This is a genomic window from Cupriavidus sp. FW305-F7 (assembly GCF_058782875.1).
The window spans coordinates 37,540-55,919 of record NZ_JBYSYC010000014.1 but is presented as its reverse complement, the minus strand read 5'-3'; the positions used below and the strand labels follow the sequence as shown (position 1 = coordinate 55,919).

Sequence of the window (18,380 nt, the reverse complement as noted above, 5' to 3'; positions counted from 1 at the left end):
CATGACGATGCTGGCCGATATCGACCTGCGCAGCGACCCCGAAGCCGCGTTCTACCTCAAGCATGAAATCGTCGACGTGCTGTTCGCCACCGAACCCGGCGAGCTGATCAGCCGCGAGGGACCCAACCGCTACCAACCCGGCGATGCGCTGATCACCAGCCGCGGCGGCGACCGCTGGTGCGTCTCGCGCGACCGCTTCGACCCCAAGTACGAGGCCGTGCCGCCGCTCGCGCACGGCCAGGACGGCGCCTACCGCAACAAGCCGATCCCGGTACTGGCGCGCGAGATGCACGAGGCCTTCAGCATCGCGCGCAGCGCCGGCGGCGACGTGCTGCACGGCAAGCCGGGCGACTGGCTGATGCAATACGCGCCCGGCGACTATGGCATCACCGAGCGCGCACGTTTCGAACAGGTGTACCGGCCGCTGCAGGACTGAGCGGCCAGGCCGACGCCGGGGTCAGTTGCCGCCGGCGGACAGCGGCACCAGCTTGAATGCGGCCCGCGCCACGCACACCACGGTGCCGGCAGCATCCTTGACCTCGCCCTCGCAGAATGCAATGCGCGCGCCGCGGCGCAGGCAGCGCGCCTCCAGCGTCAGCTCGCCGCGCGCTGCCGCCAGGAAATGCGTGGACATATCGATCGTGATCACGCCGGTTTCCAGCGGCGCATGCGAGCGCGCGGCGCCGCTCAGGGTGAAGTCCAGCGTCGCCATCAGCGTGCCGCCATGCACATCGCCGCGGCTGTTGACCAGCGACGGGTGCGCCGGCAACCGCGTGCGGCACAGGCCCTCCTCGATCTGCACCGGCTGCAGGCCGAAATAGCGCATCAGCGGCACGTCGATGCCGAAGTAGGGCTTTTCGGGCGTGCCGGGGGCGACGGGGACGATTTCGGGGGCGGTCTGGGAGGACATGGTAGGGATGGCGGGGGATGGTTGGCGGGGAATGCTGCCCGCCATCATAGCGGCGGGCTGCCGCTCGGTTTCGGCGGCTGGGCGAATGTCGCACAAATCTTGGCGCTAGCGATACACGTCCCTGCGGTTCCCAAGACGCAGCACCACAACAGTGATGCGCGCGTCCTCGATCTGGCAAATCAAACGCCAGTCGCCGACCCGGTATTTCCAGTATTCGCCAAGCTCACTCCCCTTCAGGGCTTCGCCAAGCGAGCGGGGGTCGTCGGATGCCGCGACTCGCTCGCGCAAGAACGTGACAATACGCCTGGCGACCGGCCGATCCAGCTTGGCAAGTTGTTTCTCTGCCGTTTGCGTGACTTCAATCCGCCAGGCCAAGCCGCGCCTCCAGCTCATCCAGCGTTACCGTGGATTCTTCGCCGGCGCGAACACGTGCGGCAATCTTGTCTGCCAGATACAGGTCCTCAAGATCATCAAGGTGCTGCATGATGGCCTCACGCGCATAAAACGTCTTGGTGCGGCCGGTGCGTTTGGCAAGGGCTTCCAGGCGGTCTTCGATGTCCTCTGGTAGTCGGATGGCGAGCATGGCAGCCTCCAAAGTGATTGCTATACAAGTATAGCAACGATGGGTCCTGGCGTCAGAATATCTGCCGCATCGCCACGCGTTGCCGCAATCCCGCCGCCCGTTGCGCCGCCAGTGCATCCGCAAGGAGGGGACAAAGCTCGTCATCGCGCAACTGGCGAAACCCCAGGGATGCATAGAACGGCGCATTCCACGGCAAATGCGCAAACGTGGTCAGGTTCAGCGACCGCAATCCGTCCGCCCGCGCCCAGCCCTGCACCGCCCCAACCAGCGAGCGCCCGATGCCGCGACGCCCGTGGTCAGGGTGTACATCCATTTCATCGAGGTAACCGCATTCGCCTTTGCGGCTGGCCAGCGCAAAGCCGGCCAGTTCGCCGCCGCGCTCGGCCACCCACAGGCGCCGCTCGCGCTGCGCGGCGGCCAGTGCCGATTCCGGCGTACTGACCAGGCGCAGTAGCGCGGGCAGGTCGGCGTCAGGAAACAGCGCCGCCGCTGCCAGCTCAATTTCGGGCAGGCGCGCCAGGTCGTCCGCCACCGCCAGGCGGACGCGGTGCGCGGCGGCGGTTGGCGCCATGGCGAGAGCCGCGTTCAGGCGGCCGGGAACAGGCTGACCAGGTGGGCCACCGCGGCCGGCACGTCATCAGCCTCGGTCACCGCGCGCACCACGGCGGCACTGCCGGCGCCGACGGCCAGCACCTCGCGCATATTGGCCACGTTGACGCCGCCGATGCCCACCAGCGACGGGATCACCGGCTGCATCAGCTTCACATAGGCGCGGAAGCGGCCCATGCCCTGCGGCTGGGTCGGCATCACCTTGGTCGTGGTGGGGAAGATCGCGCCGAGCGCCAGGTAGCTGGGGCGGATCGCGGCCACGCGCAGCATCTCGGCATAGCCATGGGTGGAGACACCCAGGCGCAGACCCGAAGCGCGGATCGCATCGAGGTCGGCATCGTCCAGGTCTTCCTGGCCCAGGTGGATGCCGTAGATGCCGCTGTGCTCGCCACCGTTGGCGGCGCGGTAGTCGATCGCGGCCTGCCAGTGGTCGTTGACGAACAGGCGCGAAGACGAGCCCTGCATGGCCTTCGCCGCGCGTGCGATCTCGGCGCGCACCGCGGCCGGGTCGTCGGACTTGAAGCGCAGCTGCACCGTCGGCACGTTCAGCGGCGCCAGGCGCTCGATCCATTCGGCGCTTGGCACCACCACGTACAGGCCCAGCGCGGGGCACGGCGCGAACGGCGCCGCGGCCTGCTCGGGGGCCGCCAGGGCGGCGTGCCGCACGTGCGGGAAGCGGGCAAAGTCAGACGGCCAGTCGGCCGAGCCCGGCTCCCAGGCACGTGCCAGGCACAGCGCGTCGTGCGCGGGGAAATGCAGCGACAGACTGGCCAGCAGCACCGCAACGAAGGCGGGCGAATGCGGCTGGTCGGTGTCGGCGGCAACGGAGAAGACCCACGTGCCCATCGGCGAGCGCACGGTGTCGATCCACTGGCCACCCTCGCGGTCGGTCTCGATCAGCGTGGCGCCCGCGGCGGCGAGGCGCGCGATCGTGCCTGCGTCGGCTTCGCCGTCGAACAGCAGCACGTCGTGGGCGCCGGGTTGCGCGGGTGCGTCGGCCAGGCGCCAGGCCTGCCACGGCTTGTCATCGACGCCGAAGGTCTCGCCATAGTGTTCCAGCACCGCCTGGCGCAGCGGGCCGTCGCTGGCGGCATGCACGGCGCGGCGGGTCATGCGCGCTGCTCCGTGCTGTCGGCGTGCCAAAACGGCATGCCGACGACAGGGGTGCTGGCCTGCGCCACCTCGCGCTCGGGCATCGGCCCGGCCAGGTAGGCGGTGCGGCCGGCCTCAACGGCCTGCGCAAAGGCGCGCGCCATATTGACCGGGTAGGCAGCCTGCGCCACCGCGGTATTGAGCAGCACGCCGTCGTAGCCCCACTCCAGCACCTGCGCCGCGTGCGACGGCAGGCCCAGGCCGGCATCGACGATCAGCGGCGTGTCGGGCAGGCGCTCGCGCAGCACGCGCATCGCGTGCGGGTTGACCGCGCCGCGGCCGGTGCCGATCGGCGCGGCCCATGGCATCAGCGCCTGGCAGCCCACGTCGAGCAAGCGGCGGCACAGCACCAGGTCCTCGGTGCAGTACGGCAGCACCTTGAAGCCTTCCTTGATCAGGGTCTCGGCCACGGCCGGCAGGTTCAGCGTATCGGGCTGCAGCGTGTAGTCGTCGCCGATCAGCTCCAGCTTGATCCACGGCGTTTCGAAAACCTCGCGCGCCATCATCGCGGTGGTGATCACTTCCTGCGCGGTGAAGCAGCCGGCGGTATTGGGCAGCACCGGCACGTCCAGCGCCTTGAGCATCTGCCAGAAGGCCTGGCCGCCCTCGCCGGCGCCGACCGCGCCCTGGCGGCGCAGGGCAACGGTGATCATGGCGGGCCTGGAGGCCTGCACGGCGGCCTCCAGCGTGGCCGGCGACGGGTAGCGCGCGGTGCCCAGCAGCAGGCGCGAGCCAAACGACTCGCCATACAGCACGAACGGGTCGCGCAAGGTTTCGGAAGGTTCGAAAGTCATGGGTCAGCCTCCCGTCACGGGTTGCACGAGGTCGATGCGGTCGCCGGCCGCGAGAAGGGTGTTGGCGTGGGCGCCGCGCGGCACGAACTGGCCGTTGACCGCCGCGGCAAAGGGGGGCGCGATCTGCGCCGCGCTCACCGCGTCCGCCAGCGTGGCGGAATCGGCAAGGGCGAGCGGTCGGCCGTTGAGCAGGATTTCCATGTCAGTCATGCGTTAGTGCAGCAGTCCGCCAGGTGCGGCCATGGTAGTGGCGGCGGGCGCTTCGGTCACGGCTTCGATCATGCCAGGCCAGCGCAGCGCGGCCGGCACCGCATGGGCCGCGGGATCGCCCTTGAGCAGCGCGCCCACCACCGCGCACGCAGCCTCGGTCACCGCCGGCGCAATCAGAAAGCCATGCCGGTACAACCCGTTGACGCGCACCACGCGCGCGCGCTGGTCCACGCGGATCGCCGGCAGGTGGTCGGGCCGCGTCGGGCGCCGCTGCACGTTCAGCTCCAGCACGCGCGCTTCGCCGAAGGCGGGGTGCAGCGAATGCGCCGCCGACAGCAGCTCCAGCGCGGAACGCACGCTCATGGGCGAATCATCCTCGCTTTCCAGCTCGGTGGCACCGATCACGTACAGGTCGTTGGGCTTGGGCGCGATATAGATCGGGTAGCGCGGATGCAGCAGCCGTACCGGCCGGTGCAGCCTGACGTCGGGCGCATGCACGCGCACCACTTCGCCGCGCAGGCCGCGCAGCCCCGGCTGGGTGCCGCCGGGTTGCGCCGGCCACGACGCGCGCGCGCCCAGGCCGCGGCAATCCAGCACCACGTCGGCACGGATACCAAGTTTGGGCAGCGATTCGGCATCGACCTCGCCGGCCTCCCAGAGGCAATGCACGCCTTCGCTGACCGCGCACGACAACAGCGCGCGCAGCGCGCCACGGTTGTCGAGCTGGCCTTCGCCGGCCAGCAGCAGGCCCTGCGGGAAGCGGCCCGCCAGCGCGGGCTCGACTTCGCCCACGCCCTTGCCATCCAGCGCGCGCAGCCGCTGCGACACCAGTTCGGGCGGCGCCACCGCGCGCACGCGGCTGGTGAACAGCGACATCTCGGCGCGGTCGCGCGCATGCCAGACCACCAGCGTGCCGTCCTCCTGGAAAAAGACCGGCTCAGGCAATTCGGCCAGCCAGGCGCGCCACAGGTCGACGCTGGCGATGCCCAGGTCGACGATGCGGCGCTCGGCAATGGCCGATTCCGCCAGCGGCGCCAGCATGGCCGCGGCCACATAGGCGGCCGAGCCCGCGCCGTCCGGCCCGGCCCGCTCCACCAGCGCCACGCGGGCGCCGCTGCGTACCAGTTGCCAGGCGGCCAGGCGGCCGGCAAGACCGGCCCCGAGGATGGCGACGTCAAACGACTGCACTGCTGTCATGAGGGGTGTAGTGCCGGACGCGCCATGCGGCCGCGTCCGGCCTCCTTGTTGTCGGTGCCGCCGCGCGGGGCGCTGCGCGGCGGGGGATCATGCGCGGGCATGGGTTGCGACGCCATGCCCGTACTACCTGTCACGGCATCACGAGTAGATCTTGCTGCCCTTCTTCAGGAACTCGATCGACTTTTCTTCCATGCCCTGCTTCGCTTCCTTGGGCAGCGACGCCGCGTAATCGCGCACTTCCTGCGTGATCTTCATCGAGCAGAACTTCGGCCCGCACATCGAGCAGAAGTGGGCGATCTTGGCGCCTTCGGCCGGCAGCGTGGCGTCGTGGTACGAACGCGCGCGTTCCGGATCCAGGCCCAGGTTGAACTGGTCTTCCCAGCGGAATTCGAAGCGTGCCTTGGACAGCGCGTTGTCGCGCAGCTGCGCGCCGGGCCAGCCCTTGGCAAGGTCCGCGGCGTGCGCGGCGATCTTGTAGGTGATGATGCCTTCGCGCACATCTTCCTTGTCCGGCAGGCCCAGGTGCTCCTTGGGCGTGACGTAGCACAGCATGGCGGTGCCCATCCAGCCGATGTTGGCCGCGCCGATGCCGCTGGTGATGTGGTCGTAGCCGGGGGCGATGTCCGTCACCAGCGGTCCGAGCGTGTAGAACGGCGCTTCATAGCAGTGCTTCAGCTCTTCATCCATATTGGCCTGGATGCGCTGCAGCGGCACGTGGCCCGGGCCTTCGATCATCACCTGCACATCGTGCTCCCACGCCTTGGCGGTGAGCTCGCCCAGCGTGCGCAGCTCGCCGAACTGGGCGTCGTCGTTGGAGTCAGCGATACAGCCCGGACGCAGGCCGTCGCCGAGGCTGAACGACACGTCATAGGCCTTCATGATTTCGCAGATCTCGTCGAAGTGCGTGTACAGGAAGTTTTCCTTGTGGTGCGCCAGGCACCACTTGGCCATAATCGAACCACCGCGCGAGACGATGCCCGTGACGCGGTCGGCGGTCAGCGGCACATAGCGCAGCAGCACGCCGGCGTGGATGGTGAAGTAGTCCACGCCCTGCTCGGCCTGCTCGATCAGCGTGTCGCGGAACATCTCCCAGGTCAGGTCCTCGGCGATGCCGCCGGTCTTGTCCAGCGCCTGGTAGATCGGCACCGTGCCGATGGGTACCGGCGAGTTGCGCAGGATCCATTCGCGGGTTTCATGGATGTGCTTGCCGGTGGACAGGTCCATGATGGTGTCGGCGCCCCAGCGGATCGACCACACCATCTTTTCCACTTCCTCGGCCAGCGACGAGGTCACCGCCGAGTTGCCCAGGTTGCCGTTGATCTTGACGCGGAAATTGCGCCCGATCGCCATCGGCTCCAGCTCGGTGTGATTGATGTTGGCGGGAATGATGGCGCGGCCCGAGGCGATTTCCTGGCGCACGAATTCCGGCGTGATGTCTTCCGGACGCAGCGGCAGGCCGGCGCCCAGCGCGTTGCCGGGGTGCTGGCGCAGCAGCGCCTTGTATTCGGGCTTGTCGTACAGCGCCTGCAGGTTCAGCGACTCGCGCAGCGCCACGTATTCCATTTCCGGCGTGATGATGCCCTTGCGCGCATAGTGCATCTGCGACACGTTGGCACCGGCCTTGGCGCGGCGCGGGTTGGTCAGCTGGGCAAAACGCAGGTGCGCGGTGGCGGGGTCGTTGGCGCGGTCGCGGCCGTATTCCGACGACAGGCCCTTGAGCACTTCGGTATCGCCGCGCTCATCGATCCACTTGGCGCGCAGCGCCGGCAGGCCGGCCTTCAGGTCGATATGCACGTCCGGGTCGCTGTACGGGCCCGAGGTGTCGTACACCGGGATCGGCGGATTGGACATCTCGCCCTTGTCGGTGCGCGTCGACGTTTGCAGGATGGTGCGCAGCGGTACGCGGATATCCGGGCGGCTGCCGGTCAGGTAGGTCTTGCTGGAAGCCGGATAGGCGAATTTCTGGTCGAGGTCGCTTTCGAGCGATTCGAAGGATGCAGCGGGGGCAGTACGGGCCATGGGTGTCGTCCTCTCTCTTGCGGGGGTGGACGAAACCAGGAGCCTTGTGAGCGCTGCCTGGGGCCTGAGGCCTGGGGCGGCGAGTCCCGGAGGGACTGGAGACTTGGTCTTGTGAAACTTCCCACGCCGGTACTAGCCGGATCGGGTTCGAAGGGACTCTCTCAGCCGCACGGCCCATCCGTACGGCACCCCTGTTTCATCCAACGGGGTGAATTTAAGCACAAGCCCCCGGCGGGCGCTAGTGCCAATTGACCTCCATTTGTGGTGCCACAGCTGTGCGCACAGGTATCAAATAACGCATGCTGCAGCGCACGAATCGCACGCAAGGGCATGGCAATGCACTCAAACGCGCGTCACGTGCTCTACCATGCAAGCAGGACGCGTCCACCTTCCATGCCGCCATGACTGAAGCTGCCACCCACCGCGTATTCAACCAGGTGCCCGATCTCGCGCACTACAACCTGTTTTCCACCGACCCGTCGCTGCGCGGCGCACTGGATCGGCTGGGAGGCGGCTGGCATGCCGCGGCGCTGGGCCAGTTCGGCGCGCGCCTGGGCGAGCCGGAAGTCCAGCAATGGGCAGCCGATGCCAACCGGCACACGCCCGAGCTGCACACGCACAGCCGCACCGGCGAGCGCATCGATGCCGTGGATTTCCACCCGAGCTGGCATGCGCTGCTGGGCTTGCTGCGCAGCCAGCAGCTGCAGGCCCTGCCCTTCGCCCAGCCGCGCGCGGGCGCATGGGTGGCGCGCACCGCCGGCTACTTCCTGCAGGCGCAGGTGGAATCCGGCTCACTGTGCCCGCCCACCATGACCTTCGCCAGCATCCCGGTGCTGCGCAAGGAAACCGCACTGTTTGCCGAACTGGAGCCGCGGCTGTATGCGACCGAACACGATGCGCGCGACCTGCCGTGGCGCAGCAAGAGCGCAATCATGATCGGCATGGGCATGACCGAGAAGCAGGGCGGCTCGGACGTGCGCGCCAACACCACCGTGGCGCGCGCGGTGCGCGGCGAGGGCCGCGGCGCGGAATACGCGCTGACCGGGCACAAGTGGTTCTTCTCCGCGCCGATGTGCGATGCGCACCTGGTGGTCGCGCGCATGGGCGCCGAAGACGGCCCGTTGTCGTGCTTCTTCGTGCCGCGCTTTCGCGACGACGGCAGCAAGAACGCGGTGCTGATCCAGCGGCTCAAGGACAAGCTCGGCAACCGCTCCAATTCCAGCAGCGAGGTGGAATTCCGCGACGCCACCGGCATCCTGATCGGCGAGGAAGGCCGCGGCATCCCGACCATCATCGAGATGGCCACCAGCACGCGGCTCGACTGCGTGATCGGCAGCGCCGCGATCCTGCGCGCCGCCTTTGTGCAGGCGCTGCACCATGCGCGCCACCGCAGCGCCTTCGGGCGCCTGCTGGCCGACCAGCCGCTGATGCGCAATGTGCTGGCCGACCTGGCGCTGGAATCCGAAGCGGCCACCCTGCTGATGATGGAGCTGGGCCACGCCTTCGAGCACGCTGACGATGATCCGCTCGCGGCGGCATGGAAGCGCGTGGTCACCCCCGCGGCCAAGTTCTGGGTCTGCAAGCGCGCGCTGGAAGCCACCGGCGAAGCCATGGAAGTCTGGGGCGGCAACGGCTACGTGGAAGAAGGCCCGATGGCGCGGCTGTACCGCGAGGCGCCGGTCAACTCGATCTGGGAAGGCTCGGGCAATATCATGTGCCTGGACGTGCTGCGCGCCATCCAGCGCAATCCCGACGATGCCGCACGCTTGCTGCAAGACCTGTCGCGCCGCGCCGGCGGCCATCCGGCGGTACGCGCAGAACTGGCATCGCTGCAGGCCATGCTGCACGAGAACCCCGAACTGCTGGAAGCCAATGCACGCCGCTTTGCGCAGGGGCTGGTGCTGACCGCACAGGCCGCGCTGATGCTGGCGCATGTCGATACCGAGAATGCGGAGCTGTTCGTCGCCAGCCGGCTGGGACGGCAGCACGGGCGCGTGTTCGGCACGCTGGATGCGGATGCCGACGTGCTCAAGCGGGTGTTCTCGCGCGGCTTCGAAGGCTGACGATTCAAGCCTCCATTGATTCGAGCACCCGCAGCATCACCCGCGGCGCATAGCGGATCAGGTCATGCGCGCGCTCGCCGATCATGATGGCGGGCGCATTGATGTTGCCGCCGACCAGGGTCGGCATCACCGACGCATCGACCACGCGCAAGCCCTCGACGCCGCGCACGCGCAATTGCGGGTCCACCACCGCCATCGCATCCATGCCCATGCGGCAGGTGCCGACCGGGTGATAGATGGTGTCGGCATGCTCGCGGATCATCTCGCGCACGGCAGCGTCGTCGCTGCCATCGGCTCGCAGGCCGGCGGAATAGAGTTCGCGTCCGCCAAAGCTGGCCAGCTGCGGCTGCGCAAAGATGCTGCGCACGATGCGCACGCCAGCCACCATGTCGTCCAGGTCGCGCGCATCGCTCAGGTATTGCGGGTCGATCAGCGGCGCGCGCCGGATATCGTGCGAGGCCAGCCGCACCTCGCCGCGGCTGCGCGGGCGCAGCACGCAGACATGGCAGGAATAGCCGTGGCCGAAGTTCAGTCGGCGCATGTGGTCATCCGCCATGCCGACCACGAAATGCAGCTGCAGGTCGGGCTCGGGCAGATCCGGGCGGCTGCGCAGGAAGCCGCCTGCCTCGGCGAAGTTGCTTGACATCATGCCGGTGCGCTCGCGCCGGTAGCGCAGCATTTCAGACACGAGCCGCGCCAGGCCGCCGAACGACACGCCGAACAATTCAGGCACGGCCACGCGCTTGTGCAGCACGATGTCGAGATGGTCCTGCAGGTTGGCGCCCACGCCAGGCAGGTCATGCACGACGGCGATGCCGTGCTCGCGCAAGTGCGCGGCGGGGCCGACGCCCGACACCATCAGCAGCTGCGGCGAGCCGAATGTGCCCGCGCACACGATCACGTCGCGGCGCGCGCGCAGCAGTTGCCGGCGGCCCTCGCGCACCACCTGCACCCCGGCCGCATGGCGGCCTTCGAAAACGATGCGCAGCGCCTGCGTATCGGTCAGCACCTGCAGGTGCGCGCGGCCGCCGTTGCAGGCCCGGTCGCGCTTGTTGCCACCGTGCAGGTAGGCACGCGCCGCGTTCCAGCGCTCGCCCGCGTGCTGCGTGACCTGGTACCAGCCCACGCCCTCCTGCTCTTCGCCGTTGAAATCGTCGTTGCGCGGGAAGCCCGCCTGCTGCGCGGCCTCGATGAAGCGTTCGGCAAAGGGGTTGGGAGTGCGCAGGTCGCTCACGTGCAACGGGCCGTTGCCGCCGTGCAGCGGGTCGTCGTCGCTGCCGGCCAGGCGTTCATTGCACTCGGCGCGACGGAAGTACGGCAGCACGTCGTCCCACGACCAGCCGTCGCAGCCGGCGGCGGCCCACGCGTCGTAGTCGGCGGCACGGCCACGCGTGTAGATCATGGCGTTGATCGAGGAACTGCCGCCCAGCCCGCGCCCGCGCGGCTGGTAGCCGCTGCGGCCGTTCAGGCCTGGCTGCGGCACGGTTTCATAGCCGTAGTTGCGTGCCCCCGCGCGCGGCAGCAGCGCGGCAAGCGCCGCGGGTGTGCGTATCAGCACATGGTGATCGTGGTGCCCGGCCTCGACCAGGGCAATGGTGTCGTCGCCGCTGTCGGCAAGCCGCCCCGCCAGCGCACAGCCCGCCGAGCCCGCGCCGACGATGACGTAGTCAAAGGTGGTTTCCATCTGTCTCCCCGCGAGTCCGCAGGCGGCGCGCGTGCGTGAGCCGGGCCGCGCCAGTGCGTGCGCGCCCTGTCCGTCCAGCGGATGGCAAGCTGTGAGATTCAGTGTAGGCGCTAGCCCGGACGGTGGAGAAGCCCGGTGGCGCGGGCCGCCGCGCTGCGCAGACGGGCGTTTGAATTGCCCTTCTGGTAGGAAACTTCCATTGCCATGGCTGGCACGCTACCTTATCGTGCGCGGGAACACGCGGACCGTTGCACCGCCACCCGCCGCGATCCGCTTCCACTGTCCCCGCACGTCCCTTGCCCAGGAGCGCAGCAATGCGAGAAGTCCCCGACCTGTCGTCCGTCTTTGGCGCCATGCACGCTGCGTCACGGCGCGACCAGCTGCCCGCCTGGGCCGTGCGCGCCGACCGCCTGCAGCGCCTGCGCCGGCTGGTGACAGAGAACGAGGCTGCCATTGCCGCCGCCATCCACGCGGACTTCACCAACCGGCCGCGGCAGGAAACCGCGCTGCTGGAGGTATTCCCGAGCCTGGGCGGCATCGACGACGCGCTGCGCCACGGCAAGCGCTGGATGCGCGTGCGCCGCGCCGCCACCGGCTTCTGGTTCCGCCCGGGCCGCTCGCGGCTGGTGCCGCAGCCGCTGGGCGTGGTGGGCATCGTGGTGCCCTGGAACTATCCGCTGTACCTGACGGTGGGGCCGCTGGCCGGCGCACTGGCGGCGGGCAACCGCGCCATGGTGAAGCTGTCGGAATACACGCCGCGCTTTGCGGCCTTGTTCGGGCAACTGGTGCCGCAGCACTTTGCGCCGGACGAGATCGTGGTGGTCAACGGCGATGCCGAGGTGGCGAGCGCCTTTACCGCGCTGCCCTTCGACCACCTGCTGTTCACCGGCTCGACCGCGGTCGGCCACCATGTGATGCGCGCGGCGGCCGCCAACCTGACGCCGGTGACGCTGGAACTCGGCGGCAAATCGCCGGCGATTATCGGCGCCGGCGCCGACCTGCCACGTGCGGTGGAGCGCATCCTGGTGGGCAAGCTGATGAACGCGGGCCAGACCTGCATCGCGCCAGACTACGTGCTGGTGCCGGAAGACCTGCGCGGGCAGCTGGTAGAAGCGGCACGCCAGTGCGTGGGCCGGCTCTATCCGGACTTGGCGCGCAACGGGGACTACACCAGCATCATCAGCCCGCGCCACTTCGCGCGCCTGGCGTCGCTGGTGGATGAAGCCTCGGCGCAAGGCGCGACCGTGGTGCCGCTGTCCGATGCGCAGCCGGACGCGCAGGCGCGGCGCCTGCCGCCGGTGCTGCTGCTGGATGTGCCCGAAGGCATCACGGCGATGCGCGAGGAGATCTTCGGGCCGGTGCTGCCCGTGGTGACGTACCGCACCCTGGACGAGGCGGTGGACTACATCAATGCGCGCCCGCGACCGCTGGCGTTGTACCTGTTCGAGCGCGACCGCGGCGCCATCGGCCATGTGATGAAGCAGACCGTTGCCGGCGGCGTCACGGTCAACGACACGCTGTTCCATATCGCCCAGGACGGCCTGCCCTTCGGCGGGGTCGGCGCCAGCGGCATGGGCGCCTATCACGGCCAGGCGGGCTTCGACACCTTCTCCAAGGTGAAGCCGGTGTTCCACCAGGCCGGCCTGAACGGCGCCGGCCTGCTCAAGCCGCCTTACGGCAAGACCTTCGAAACCATGTTGCGCCTGCTTTTGCGTTGATCAGGACACCAGCATCGGCCGCCCGAGCATGCGCGACAGCACCGCCTCGGGCGAGTGGGTGTGGTCGGAAATCGCCTGCGGCGCCAGGTAGATGGTCTGCTCCATCATCGCCCGTCCGCGCATGGCCGCATGCAGCAGCTGGTCGCTGAAGACGATCCAGGTGGAACCCGGCGGGAAGTGGAATTCCTGCTGCGGCACCTTGGCCTGGTAATCCAGGTCGGCCTTGGCCAGGTCATGCAGCTGCAGCATGCGGTGGTCGTATTCCGAGCGCTTGCGCTTGGTGATATGCAGCAGCTTCATCAGCGCCGCCTGCCCGGGCCACATGCCATGGGTCTTGGGCACGAACTTCTGCGCAAAATCGCCGAACGGCTCGCCCACGCGCCACACGCGCGCCGCAGCCGGGTCGATATTGTGGAACACTCGCAACAGGCGCTTGCCCAGCATCGGGTTGGACGGGAACGAGTCCACGTGCAGGCGGGTGTCGTCCTTGCGCCAGCTGACCGGGCGCCCGGCGATCTCGCTGGGCCGCAGCGAGGTGCCGGCGCGCGTCATGTGCGGGATGTATTCCGGGAACAGCGTGCGCACCAGCAATTCGCTGTTGTCGGCGTAGCGGCGGATCAGCGTGTACAGGTCCGCCAGGTCCTGCGGGCTGCCCTGGGCACCGCGCACTGCGGTGTCGTCGGCGCGCAGGTTGATGTTCTTGGACTTGCCGTCGGAATAGCGGCTGTCCAGGAAGCGCTCTTCGCCCGGCTGGAAACGGAAATTCAGGTTCGGGAAGTACAGCACGGCGCCCTGCTCCAGCTCGCGGCGCAGCGTGGCGCGTTCTTCGGCCGTGACCTGCGGCGCCCAGTCGGTATATGGCTGCGGGCGGATCAGGTTGAGCTGGCCGGCGGCGGCGGGCGGCGGGGTTGAAGTCGAGGGGGCAAGGACAGGCGCTTCGGACATGGCATCCTCTGGAAACGGTCACCAGTGTTTGGGGTCGGCCGCCGGCGTGGCGGCTTGGGATGGCGGGATTTTACTCCCTGCTGCTTGCGGTGGCGCCGGCGTCACGCGGCGACTGGACCAAGATCAAGTCCGCGTAAAAAAACCCCGCGGGCCCTTGCGGGCCGGCGGGGCTTGCCGTCAGTGCTGCTAACGCGGGTGGCGCTTACAGGCCAGCCGCGGCGCGCAGCGCAGCCGCCTTGTCGGTGGCTTCCCACGAGAATTCCGGCTCTTCACGGCCGAAGTGGCCGTAGGCGGCGGTCTTCTCGTAGATGGGGCGCAGCAGGTCCAGCATCTGCACGATGCCCTTCGGGCGCAGGTCAAAATGCTCCTGCACCAGTTCTGCGATCTTGGCGTCGGGGATCTTGCCGGTGCCTTCGGTGTAGACGGTGACGTTGATCGGGCGGGCCACGCCGATGGCATAACTGACCTGCACCTGGCATTGGCGCGCCAGGCCCGAGGCCACCACGTTCTTGGCCACGTAGCGCGCGGCGTAGGCGGCCGAGCGGTCGACCTTGGACGGGTCCTTGCCCGAGAACGCGCCACCGCCGTGCGGCGAAGCGCCGCCGTAGGTATCGACGATGATCTTGCGCCCGGTCAGGCCGCAGTCGCCCTGCGGGCCGCCGATCACGAAGCGCCCGGTCGGGTTCACCAGGTACTTGGTTTCCTTCAGCATCTCGGCCGGCAGCACCGGCTTGATGATCTCTTCGATCACCGCTTCGCGGATCTGGGCCTGGGTGATGTCCGGCGAATGCTGGGTCGACAGCACCACGGTATCCACGCTGTGCGGCTTGCCGTCGACATAACGCACCGTCACCTGCGACTTGGCGTCCGGGCGCAGCCAGGGCAGGCGGCCGTCGCGGCGCAGCAGCGACTGGCGCTCGACCAGGCGGTGGGCGTAGTAGATCGGGAACGGCATCAGTTCCGGGGTCTCGTCGCAGGCGTAGCCGAACATCAGGCCCTGGTCGCCGGCACCCTGGTTCAGGTAGTCGTCGGAAGCGCGGTCAACGCCCTGGGCGATGTCGGGCGATTGCTTGTCATAGGCGACCAGCACCGCGCAGCCCTTGTAGTCGATCCCGTACTCGGTATTGTCGTAGCCGATGCGCTTGATGGTGTCGCGCGCGATCTGGATATAGTCGACGTTGGCGGTCGTGGTGATTTCCCCAGCCAGCACCACCAGACCGGTGTTGCAAAGCGTCTCAGCTGCCACACGCGCGTACTTGTCCTGGGCCAGGATGGCGTCCAGGACGGCGTCGGAAATCTGGTCGGCGACCTTGTCGGGATGGCCTTCGGAGACGGATTCCGAAGTAAAAAGGAAGTCGTTTGCCACGAACTTATTCTCCAGGTTGGCTATTGCGTGCCAGCCCGTGCGGTTCATGGCGGCGACGCTTTAGCGGTATTTCAAGCAGCCCGGTCAGAGCCGCATCGCCCCGCAAGTTGTCAGTTAACTCGGCGATACACGCTATTATACGCGCCTGCCGGGCTCGTTGCAGCGCGCCAACGGTACAGCACGGCACCCGGCCAACCTGCCGGGGCACCGTGCCCATATGAATCCCGATGACGGCACGCTGCGCGCGGAACTGAATACCGCCATAGAAAAAACGCTGCCTGTTCGCCTGTTCCCCGGCACAGACCCGCAGCAGACCTGCTTTTCGCGCCTGATGACCTTTTTATTCTGGCTGATCTCCCGTTTTCCCCTGCGGCTGCTGCAAGCCGCGGGCGGCGCGCTCGGACTACTGAGCGCGCGCCTGCCCGGCCGCTACGGCCAGCGCCTGCGGGAGAACTTCCGCCAGGCGTTTCCCGACGCCACCGAGGCGATGATCGACGAAGCGGCCCGTTCGGCCGGACGCATGATCATCGAGATGCCCTACTTCTGGAGCCGCAGCAAGATCGGCGCGAAGCTGTATGGCTTTGACGACTACCTGTGGCCCGAGCTGGGCAAGCTGCAGGCGCGCGGCAAGGGCATCATCATCCTGACCCCGCACCTGGGCTGCTTTGAAGTGCTGCCGCAGTCCCACGCGCTGCAGCGCCCGGTCACCGCGCTATTCAAGCCGCCGCACCAGCCCTGGCTGCGCGACTGGATCGAAAAAATGCGCACCCGCCCCGACATGCACATGGCGCCGGCCACGCCGCGCGGGGTGCGCATGCTGGTCAAGGCACTCAAGCGCGGCCAGGCGGTGGGCATCCTGCCCGACCAGGTGCCCAGTGGCGGCGAGGGCAACTGGGCGCCGTTCTTCGGCAAGCCCGCCTATACGATGGCGCTGGTGCACCGGCTGCAGCAGCTGACCGGCGCGTCGGTAGTGGCGGTCTTTGCCGAGCGCCTGCCGCGCGGCGCCGGCTATCGCGGCCACCTGCGCGTGATCAACGACGGCGGCATGTTGCCGGACGATCCTGCCGCAGCAGCAGCGGTCATCAACCGGACCATCGAGGAACTGGTACGCCTGTGCCCCACGCAGTACCTGTGGGCTTACAACCGCTACAAGCAACCCGCCGGAGCGGGCACCCCGGACGCGCCGGGCACCCCGGGCAACGACACCGAGCCGGCCGCTGATCAATCGATTTCATGAGCCGTGTGTTCACGTGGCTTGGCATCGGCTTGCTGACGGTGCTGGGCAAGCTGCCATATCCGTTCGTCGCGCGCTTCGGCGAGGCGCTGGGAAGCCTGCTCTACCTGGTGCCGAGCGAGCGGCGCCGTGTGGTACAGGCCAACCTGCGCCTGTGTTTCCCGGACCGGACCGAGGCCGAAATCGACGAGCTGTCGCGCCAGAGCTTCCGCATCCTGTTCCGCAGCTTTGCCGAGCGCGGCATCTTCTGGACCGGCAGCGAAGCGCAGATGCGCCGCTGGGTGCAGATCGACGACCGGGCCGACCTGGTGGCGCTGGATGGCACCCCGCATATCCTGGTCACGCTGCACCTGTCAGGCGTGGAAGCCGGCGCGATCCGGCTCACCATCAACCTGCGCGAGCATCTCGGCCGCTCCGGCGCGTCGCTCTATACCAGGCAGAAGAACGACCTGTTCGACCACTTCCTGAAGCACGCGCGCGGGCGCTTCGGCGCCAACATGATCTCGCGCAACGACAGCGCGCGCGACATCCTGCGCTGTCTGAAGAAAGGCGAGGCGCTGCAGCTGATCGCCGACATGGATTTCGGCGAGCGCGACTCGGAGTTCGTGCCGTTCTTCGGCGTGCAGGCGCTGACACTGACCTCGGTGTCGCGGCTGGCACGCCTGACCGGGGCCAAGGTGGTGCCGATCTACACCGAGATGCTGCCTGACTACCAGGGCTATGTGCTGCGCATCCTGCCGCCCTGGGAAGACTACCCCGGCGCAAGCGTCACCGACGACACGCGCCGCATGAATGCCTTCTTCGAGGACTGCATCCGCCCGCGCGTGCCGGAGTACTACTGGGTGCACAAGCGCTTCAAGCATCGCCTGCCGGGCGAGCCCGAGATTTACTGAGCGCGCCGGCACGTCCGGCGCCGCGCAGCTACAATCCCCACCATGAAACTCCAGTTCACCAAGATGCACGGCGCGGGCAACGACTTTGTCGTGCTCGACGGCATCCACCAGCAGATCGACCTGACTCCGGCGCAATGGCGTGCGCTGGCCAGCCGGCATTTCGGCGTGGGCGCGGACCAGATCCTGATCGTTGAAAAGCCGTCCCGCCCCGATGTCGACTTCCGCTACCGCATCGTCAATGCCGATGGCAGCGAGGTGGAGCACTGCGGCAACGGCGCGCGCTGCTTTGTGCGCTTTGTCACCGACAAGGGCATGACCGACAAGCGCTCGGTGCGCGTCGAAGTGATGAACGGCGTCATTACCCTGACGCTGCAGGACGACGGCCAGGTCACGGTGGATATGGGTGCGCCCGAACTGGAACCGGCGCGCGTGCCGTTCCGTGCCGAAGGCCTGCCCACCCGCGCGGAAGGCGCGGACACGGTGTACGGGCTGGAGGTCAACGGCCGCACCGAATGGATCTCGGCGGTATCGATGGGCAATCCGCACGCGGTGCAGGTGGTGGACAACGTGGAGAACTTCCCGGTGCTGCAGGACGGCCCGGTGGTGGAGCACCATGCCGCCTTCCCCAACCGCGTCAATGCCGGCTTCATGCAGGTGCAGGACCGCCACACCATCCGGCTGCGTGTCTACGAGCGCGGTGCCGGCGAGACCCTGGCCTGCGGCACCGGCGCCTGCGCGGCCGTGGTGGCCGGCATCCGGCGCGGCCTGCTGGACTCGCCGGTTCGGGTGCATACCCATGGCGGCGAACTGACCATTGCCTGGGAAGGCGGTGCGGAACCGGTGCGCATGACCGGCCCGGCCACCACCGTGTTTGAAGGCAGCATTGACCTGGCAGCCCTGCCGACCTGACCATAGGGGCTGTGCGCCCCTTTCCACACGCCCCGCATTCCTTGTCGCGGAGCCCCGGCGGGGGCGCCCATTCCCTTGATCTTGCTGGTCAGAC

Annotated in this window: 18 protein-coding genes and 1 riboswitch; of the genes, 6 read left to right on the top strand and 12 right to left on the bottom strand. The window is 68.2% G+C overall.

What is annotated here, in order from left to right; translation table 11 throughout:
- Position 1 precedes the first annotated feature (1 nt).
- Positions 2-436, top strand: a complete 435-nt coding sequence (locus AC3WL8_RS15205) for a PGDYG domain-containing protein (protein WP_013955323.1) — start codon at positions 2-4, stop codon at positions 434-436.
- 21 nt (positions 437-457) lie between these two features.
- On the opposite strand, the gene AC3WL8_RS15200 is transcribed toward AC3WL8_RS15205, so the two are convergent.
- The 9 genes from AC3WL8_RS15200 to thiC all read right to left on the bottom strand — a co-directional run bounded on the left by AC3WL8_RS15200 (position 458) and on the right by thiC (position 7,474).
- Positions 458-910 carry a PaaI family thioesterase gene (locus AC3WL8_RS15200; RefSeq protein ID WP_013955322.1) on the bottom strand — a complete coding sequence of 151 codons (453 nt, stop codon included), beginning with the start codon at positions 908-910 and terminating at the stop codon, positions 458-460.
- A 105-nt stretch (positions 911-1,015) separates the two neighbouring features.
- A complete protein-coding gene (locus AC3WL8_RS15195) occupies positions 1,016-1,285 on the bottom strand; it encodes a type II toxin-antitoxin system RelE family toxin (protein ID WP_153954923.1) in 270 nt (89 codons plus the stop codon).
- Positions 1,269-1,493 (bottom strand): type II toxin-antitoxin system RelB family antitoxin, encoded by a 225-nt coding sequence (gene relB, locus AC3WL8_RS15190; protein WP_013955320.1) that lies wholly within the window; start codon positions 1,491-1,493, stop codon positions 1,269-1,271. The genes AC3WL8_RS15195 and relB overlap by 17 nt, the downstream gene beginning before the upstream one ends.
- 52 nt (positions 1,494-1,545) lie before the next feature.
- Positions 1,546-2,064 (bottom strand): GNAT family N-acetyltransferase, encoded by a 519-nt coding sequence (locus AC3WL8_RS15185; RefSeq protein ID WP_211980562.1) that lies wholly within the window; start codon positions 2,062-2,064, stop codon positions 1,546-1,548.
- 14 nt (positions 2,065-2,078) lie between these two features.
- Positions 2,079-3,215, bottom strand: a complete 1,137-nt coding sequence (locus AC3WL8_RS15180) for a thiamine phosphate synthase (RefSeq protein ID WP_211980561.1) — start codon at positions 3,213-3,215, stop codon at positions 2,079-2,081.
- Complete coding sequence (locus AC3WL8_RS15175) at positions 3,212-4,048, bottom strand: thiazole synthase (RefSeq protein WP_010813326.1); 837 nt, start codon at positions 4,046-4,048, stop codon at positions 3,212-3,214. Before AC3WL8_RS15175 ends, AC3WL8_RS15180 begins: the two co-directional genes overlap by 4 nt.
- Before the next feature lie 3 nt (positions 4,049-4,051).
- Positions 4,052-4,249 (bottom strand): sulfur carrier protein ThiS, encoded by a 198-nt coding sequence (gene thiS / locus AC3WL8_RS15170; RefSeq protein WP_041228272.1) that lies wholly within the window; start codon positions 4,247-4,249, stop codon positions 4,052-4,054.
- 12 nt (positions 4,250-4,261) lie between these two features.
- The gene (locus AC3WL8_RS15165) at positions 4,262-5,455 is read right to left on the bottom strand and encodes an FAD-dependent oxidoreductase (RefSeq protein ID WP_211980560.1); all 1,194 of its coding nucleotides are present in this window, start codon (positions 5,453-5,455) and stop codon (positions 4,262-4,264) included.
- A gap of 138 nt (positions 5,456-5,593) precedes the next feature.
- The gene (gene thiC / locus AC3WL8_RS15160) at positions 5,594-7,474 is read right to left on the bottom strand and encodes a phosphomethylpyrimidine synthase ThiC (RefSeq protein WP_013955315.1); all 1,881 of its coding nucleotides are present in this window, start codon (positions 7,472-7,474) and stop codon (positions 5,594-5,596) included.
- 101 nt (positions 7,475-7,575) lie between these two features.
- Positions 7,576-7,677, bottom strand: a riboswitch (TPP riboswitch).
- Positions 7,678-7,875: 198 nt separating this feature from the next.
- Between thiC and AC3WL8_RS15155 the strand changes: the two genes are divergently transcribed.
- Complete coding sequence (locus AC3WL8_RS15155; protein ID WP_492378385.1) at positions 7,876-9,537, top strand: acyl-CoA dehydrogenase family protein; 1,662 nt, start codon at positions 7,876-7,878, stop codon at positions 9,535-9,537.
- Between the two features lie 4 nt (positions 9,538-9,541).
- On the opposite strand, the gene AC3WL8_RS15150 is transcribed toward AC3WL8_RS15155, so the two are convergent.
- Positions 9,542-11,221 carry a GMC family oxidoreductase gene (locus tag AC3WL8_RS15150; protein WP_211980559.1) on the bottom strand — a complete coding sequence of 560 codons (1,680 nt, stop codon included), beginning with the start codon at positions 11,219-11,221 and terminating at the stop codon, positions 9,542-9,544.
- A gap of 314 nt (positions 11,222-11,535) precedes the next feature.
- Here AC3WL8_RS15150 and AC3WL8_RS15145 point away from each other — a divergent pair, with 314 nt between their 5' ends.
- On the top strand, positions 11,536-12,939 hold the full coding sequence (locus AC3WL8_RS15145; RefSeq protein ID WP_211980558.1) for a coniferyl aldehyde dehydrogenase: 1,404 nt from the start codon (positions 11,536-11,538) through the stop codon (positions 12,937-12,939).
- On the opposite strand, the gene kdoO is transcribed toward AC3WL8_RS15145, so the two are convergent.
- The gene (kdoO, locus tag AC3WL8_RS15140) at positions 12,940-13,884 is read right to left on the bottom strand and encodes a Kdo hydroxylase KdoO (protein ID WP_211980557.1); all 945 of its coding nucleotides are present in this window, start codon (positions 13,882-13,884) and stop codon (positions 12,940-12,942) included.
- A gap of 202 nt (positions 13,885-14,086) precedes the next feature.
- Positions 14,087-15,250, bottom strand: coding sequence for a methionine adenosyltransferase (metK, locus tag AC3WL8_RS15135; RefSeq protein WP_029047350.1), 1,164 nt, complete (start codon positions 15,248-15,250; stop codon positions 14,087-14,089).
- Between the two features lie 331 nt (positions 15,251-15,581).
- On the opposite strand from metK, the gene AC3WL8_RS15130 reads away from it, so the two are divergent.
- The 3 genes from AC3WL8_RS15130 to dapF are packed head-to-tail and all read left to right on the top strand — an operon-like array spanning position 15,582 to position 18,286.
- On the top strand, positions 15,582-16,487 hold the full coding sequence (locus tag AC3WL8_RS15130; protein WP_153954954.1) for a lysophospholipid acyltransferase family protein: 906 nt from the start codon (positions 15,582-15,584) through the stop codon (positions 16,485-16,487).
- Positions 16,484-17,377 carry a lipid A biosynthesis lauroyl acyltransferase gene (locus AC3WL8_RS15125; RefSeq protein ID WP_492378384.1) on the top strand — a complete coding sequence of 298 codons (894 nt, stop codon included), beginning with the start codon at positions 16,484-16,486 and terminating at the stop codon, positions 17,375-17,377. Before AC3WL8_RS15130 ends, AC3WL8_RS15125 begins: the two co-directional genes overlap by 4 nt.
- Before the next feature lie 42 nt (positions 17,378-17,419).
- Positions 17,420-18,286: a diaminopimelate epimerase gene (gene dapF, locus AC3WL8_RS15120; protein WP_153954916.1), complete on the top strand. Its 867-nt coding sequence runs from the start codon at positions 17,420-17,422 to the stop codon at positions 18,284-18,286.
- The last annotated feature ends 94 nt before the right edge of the window (positions 18,287-18,380 follow it).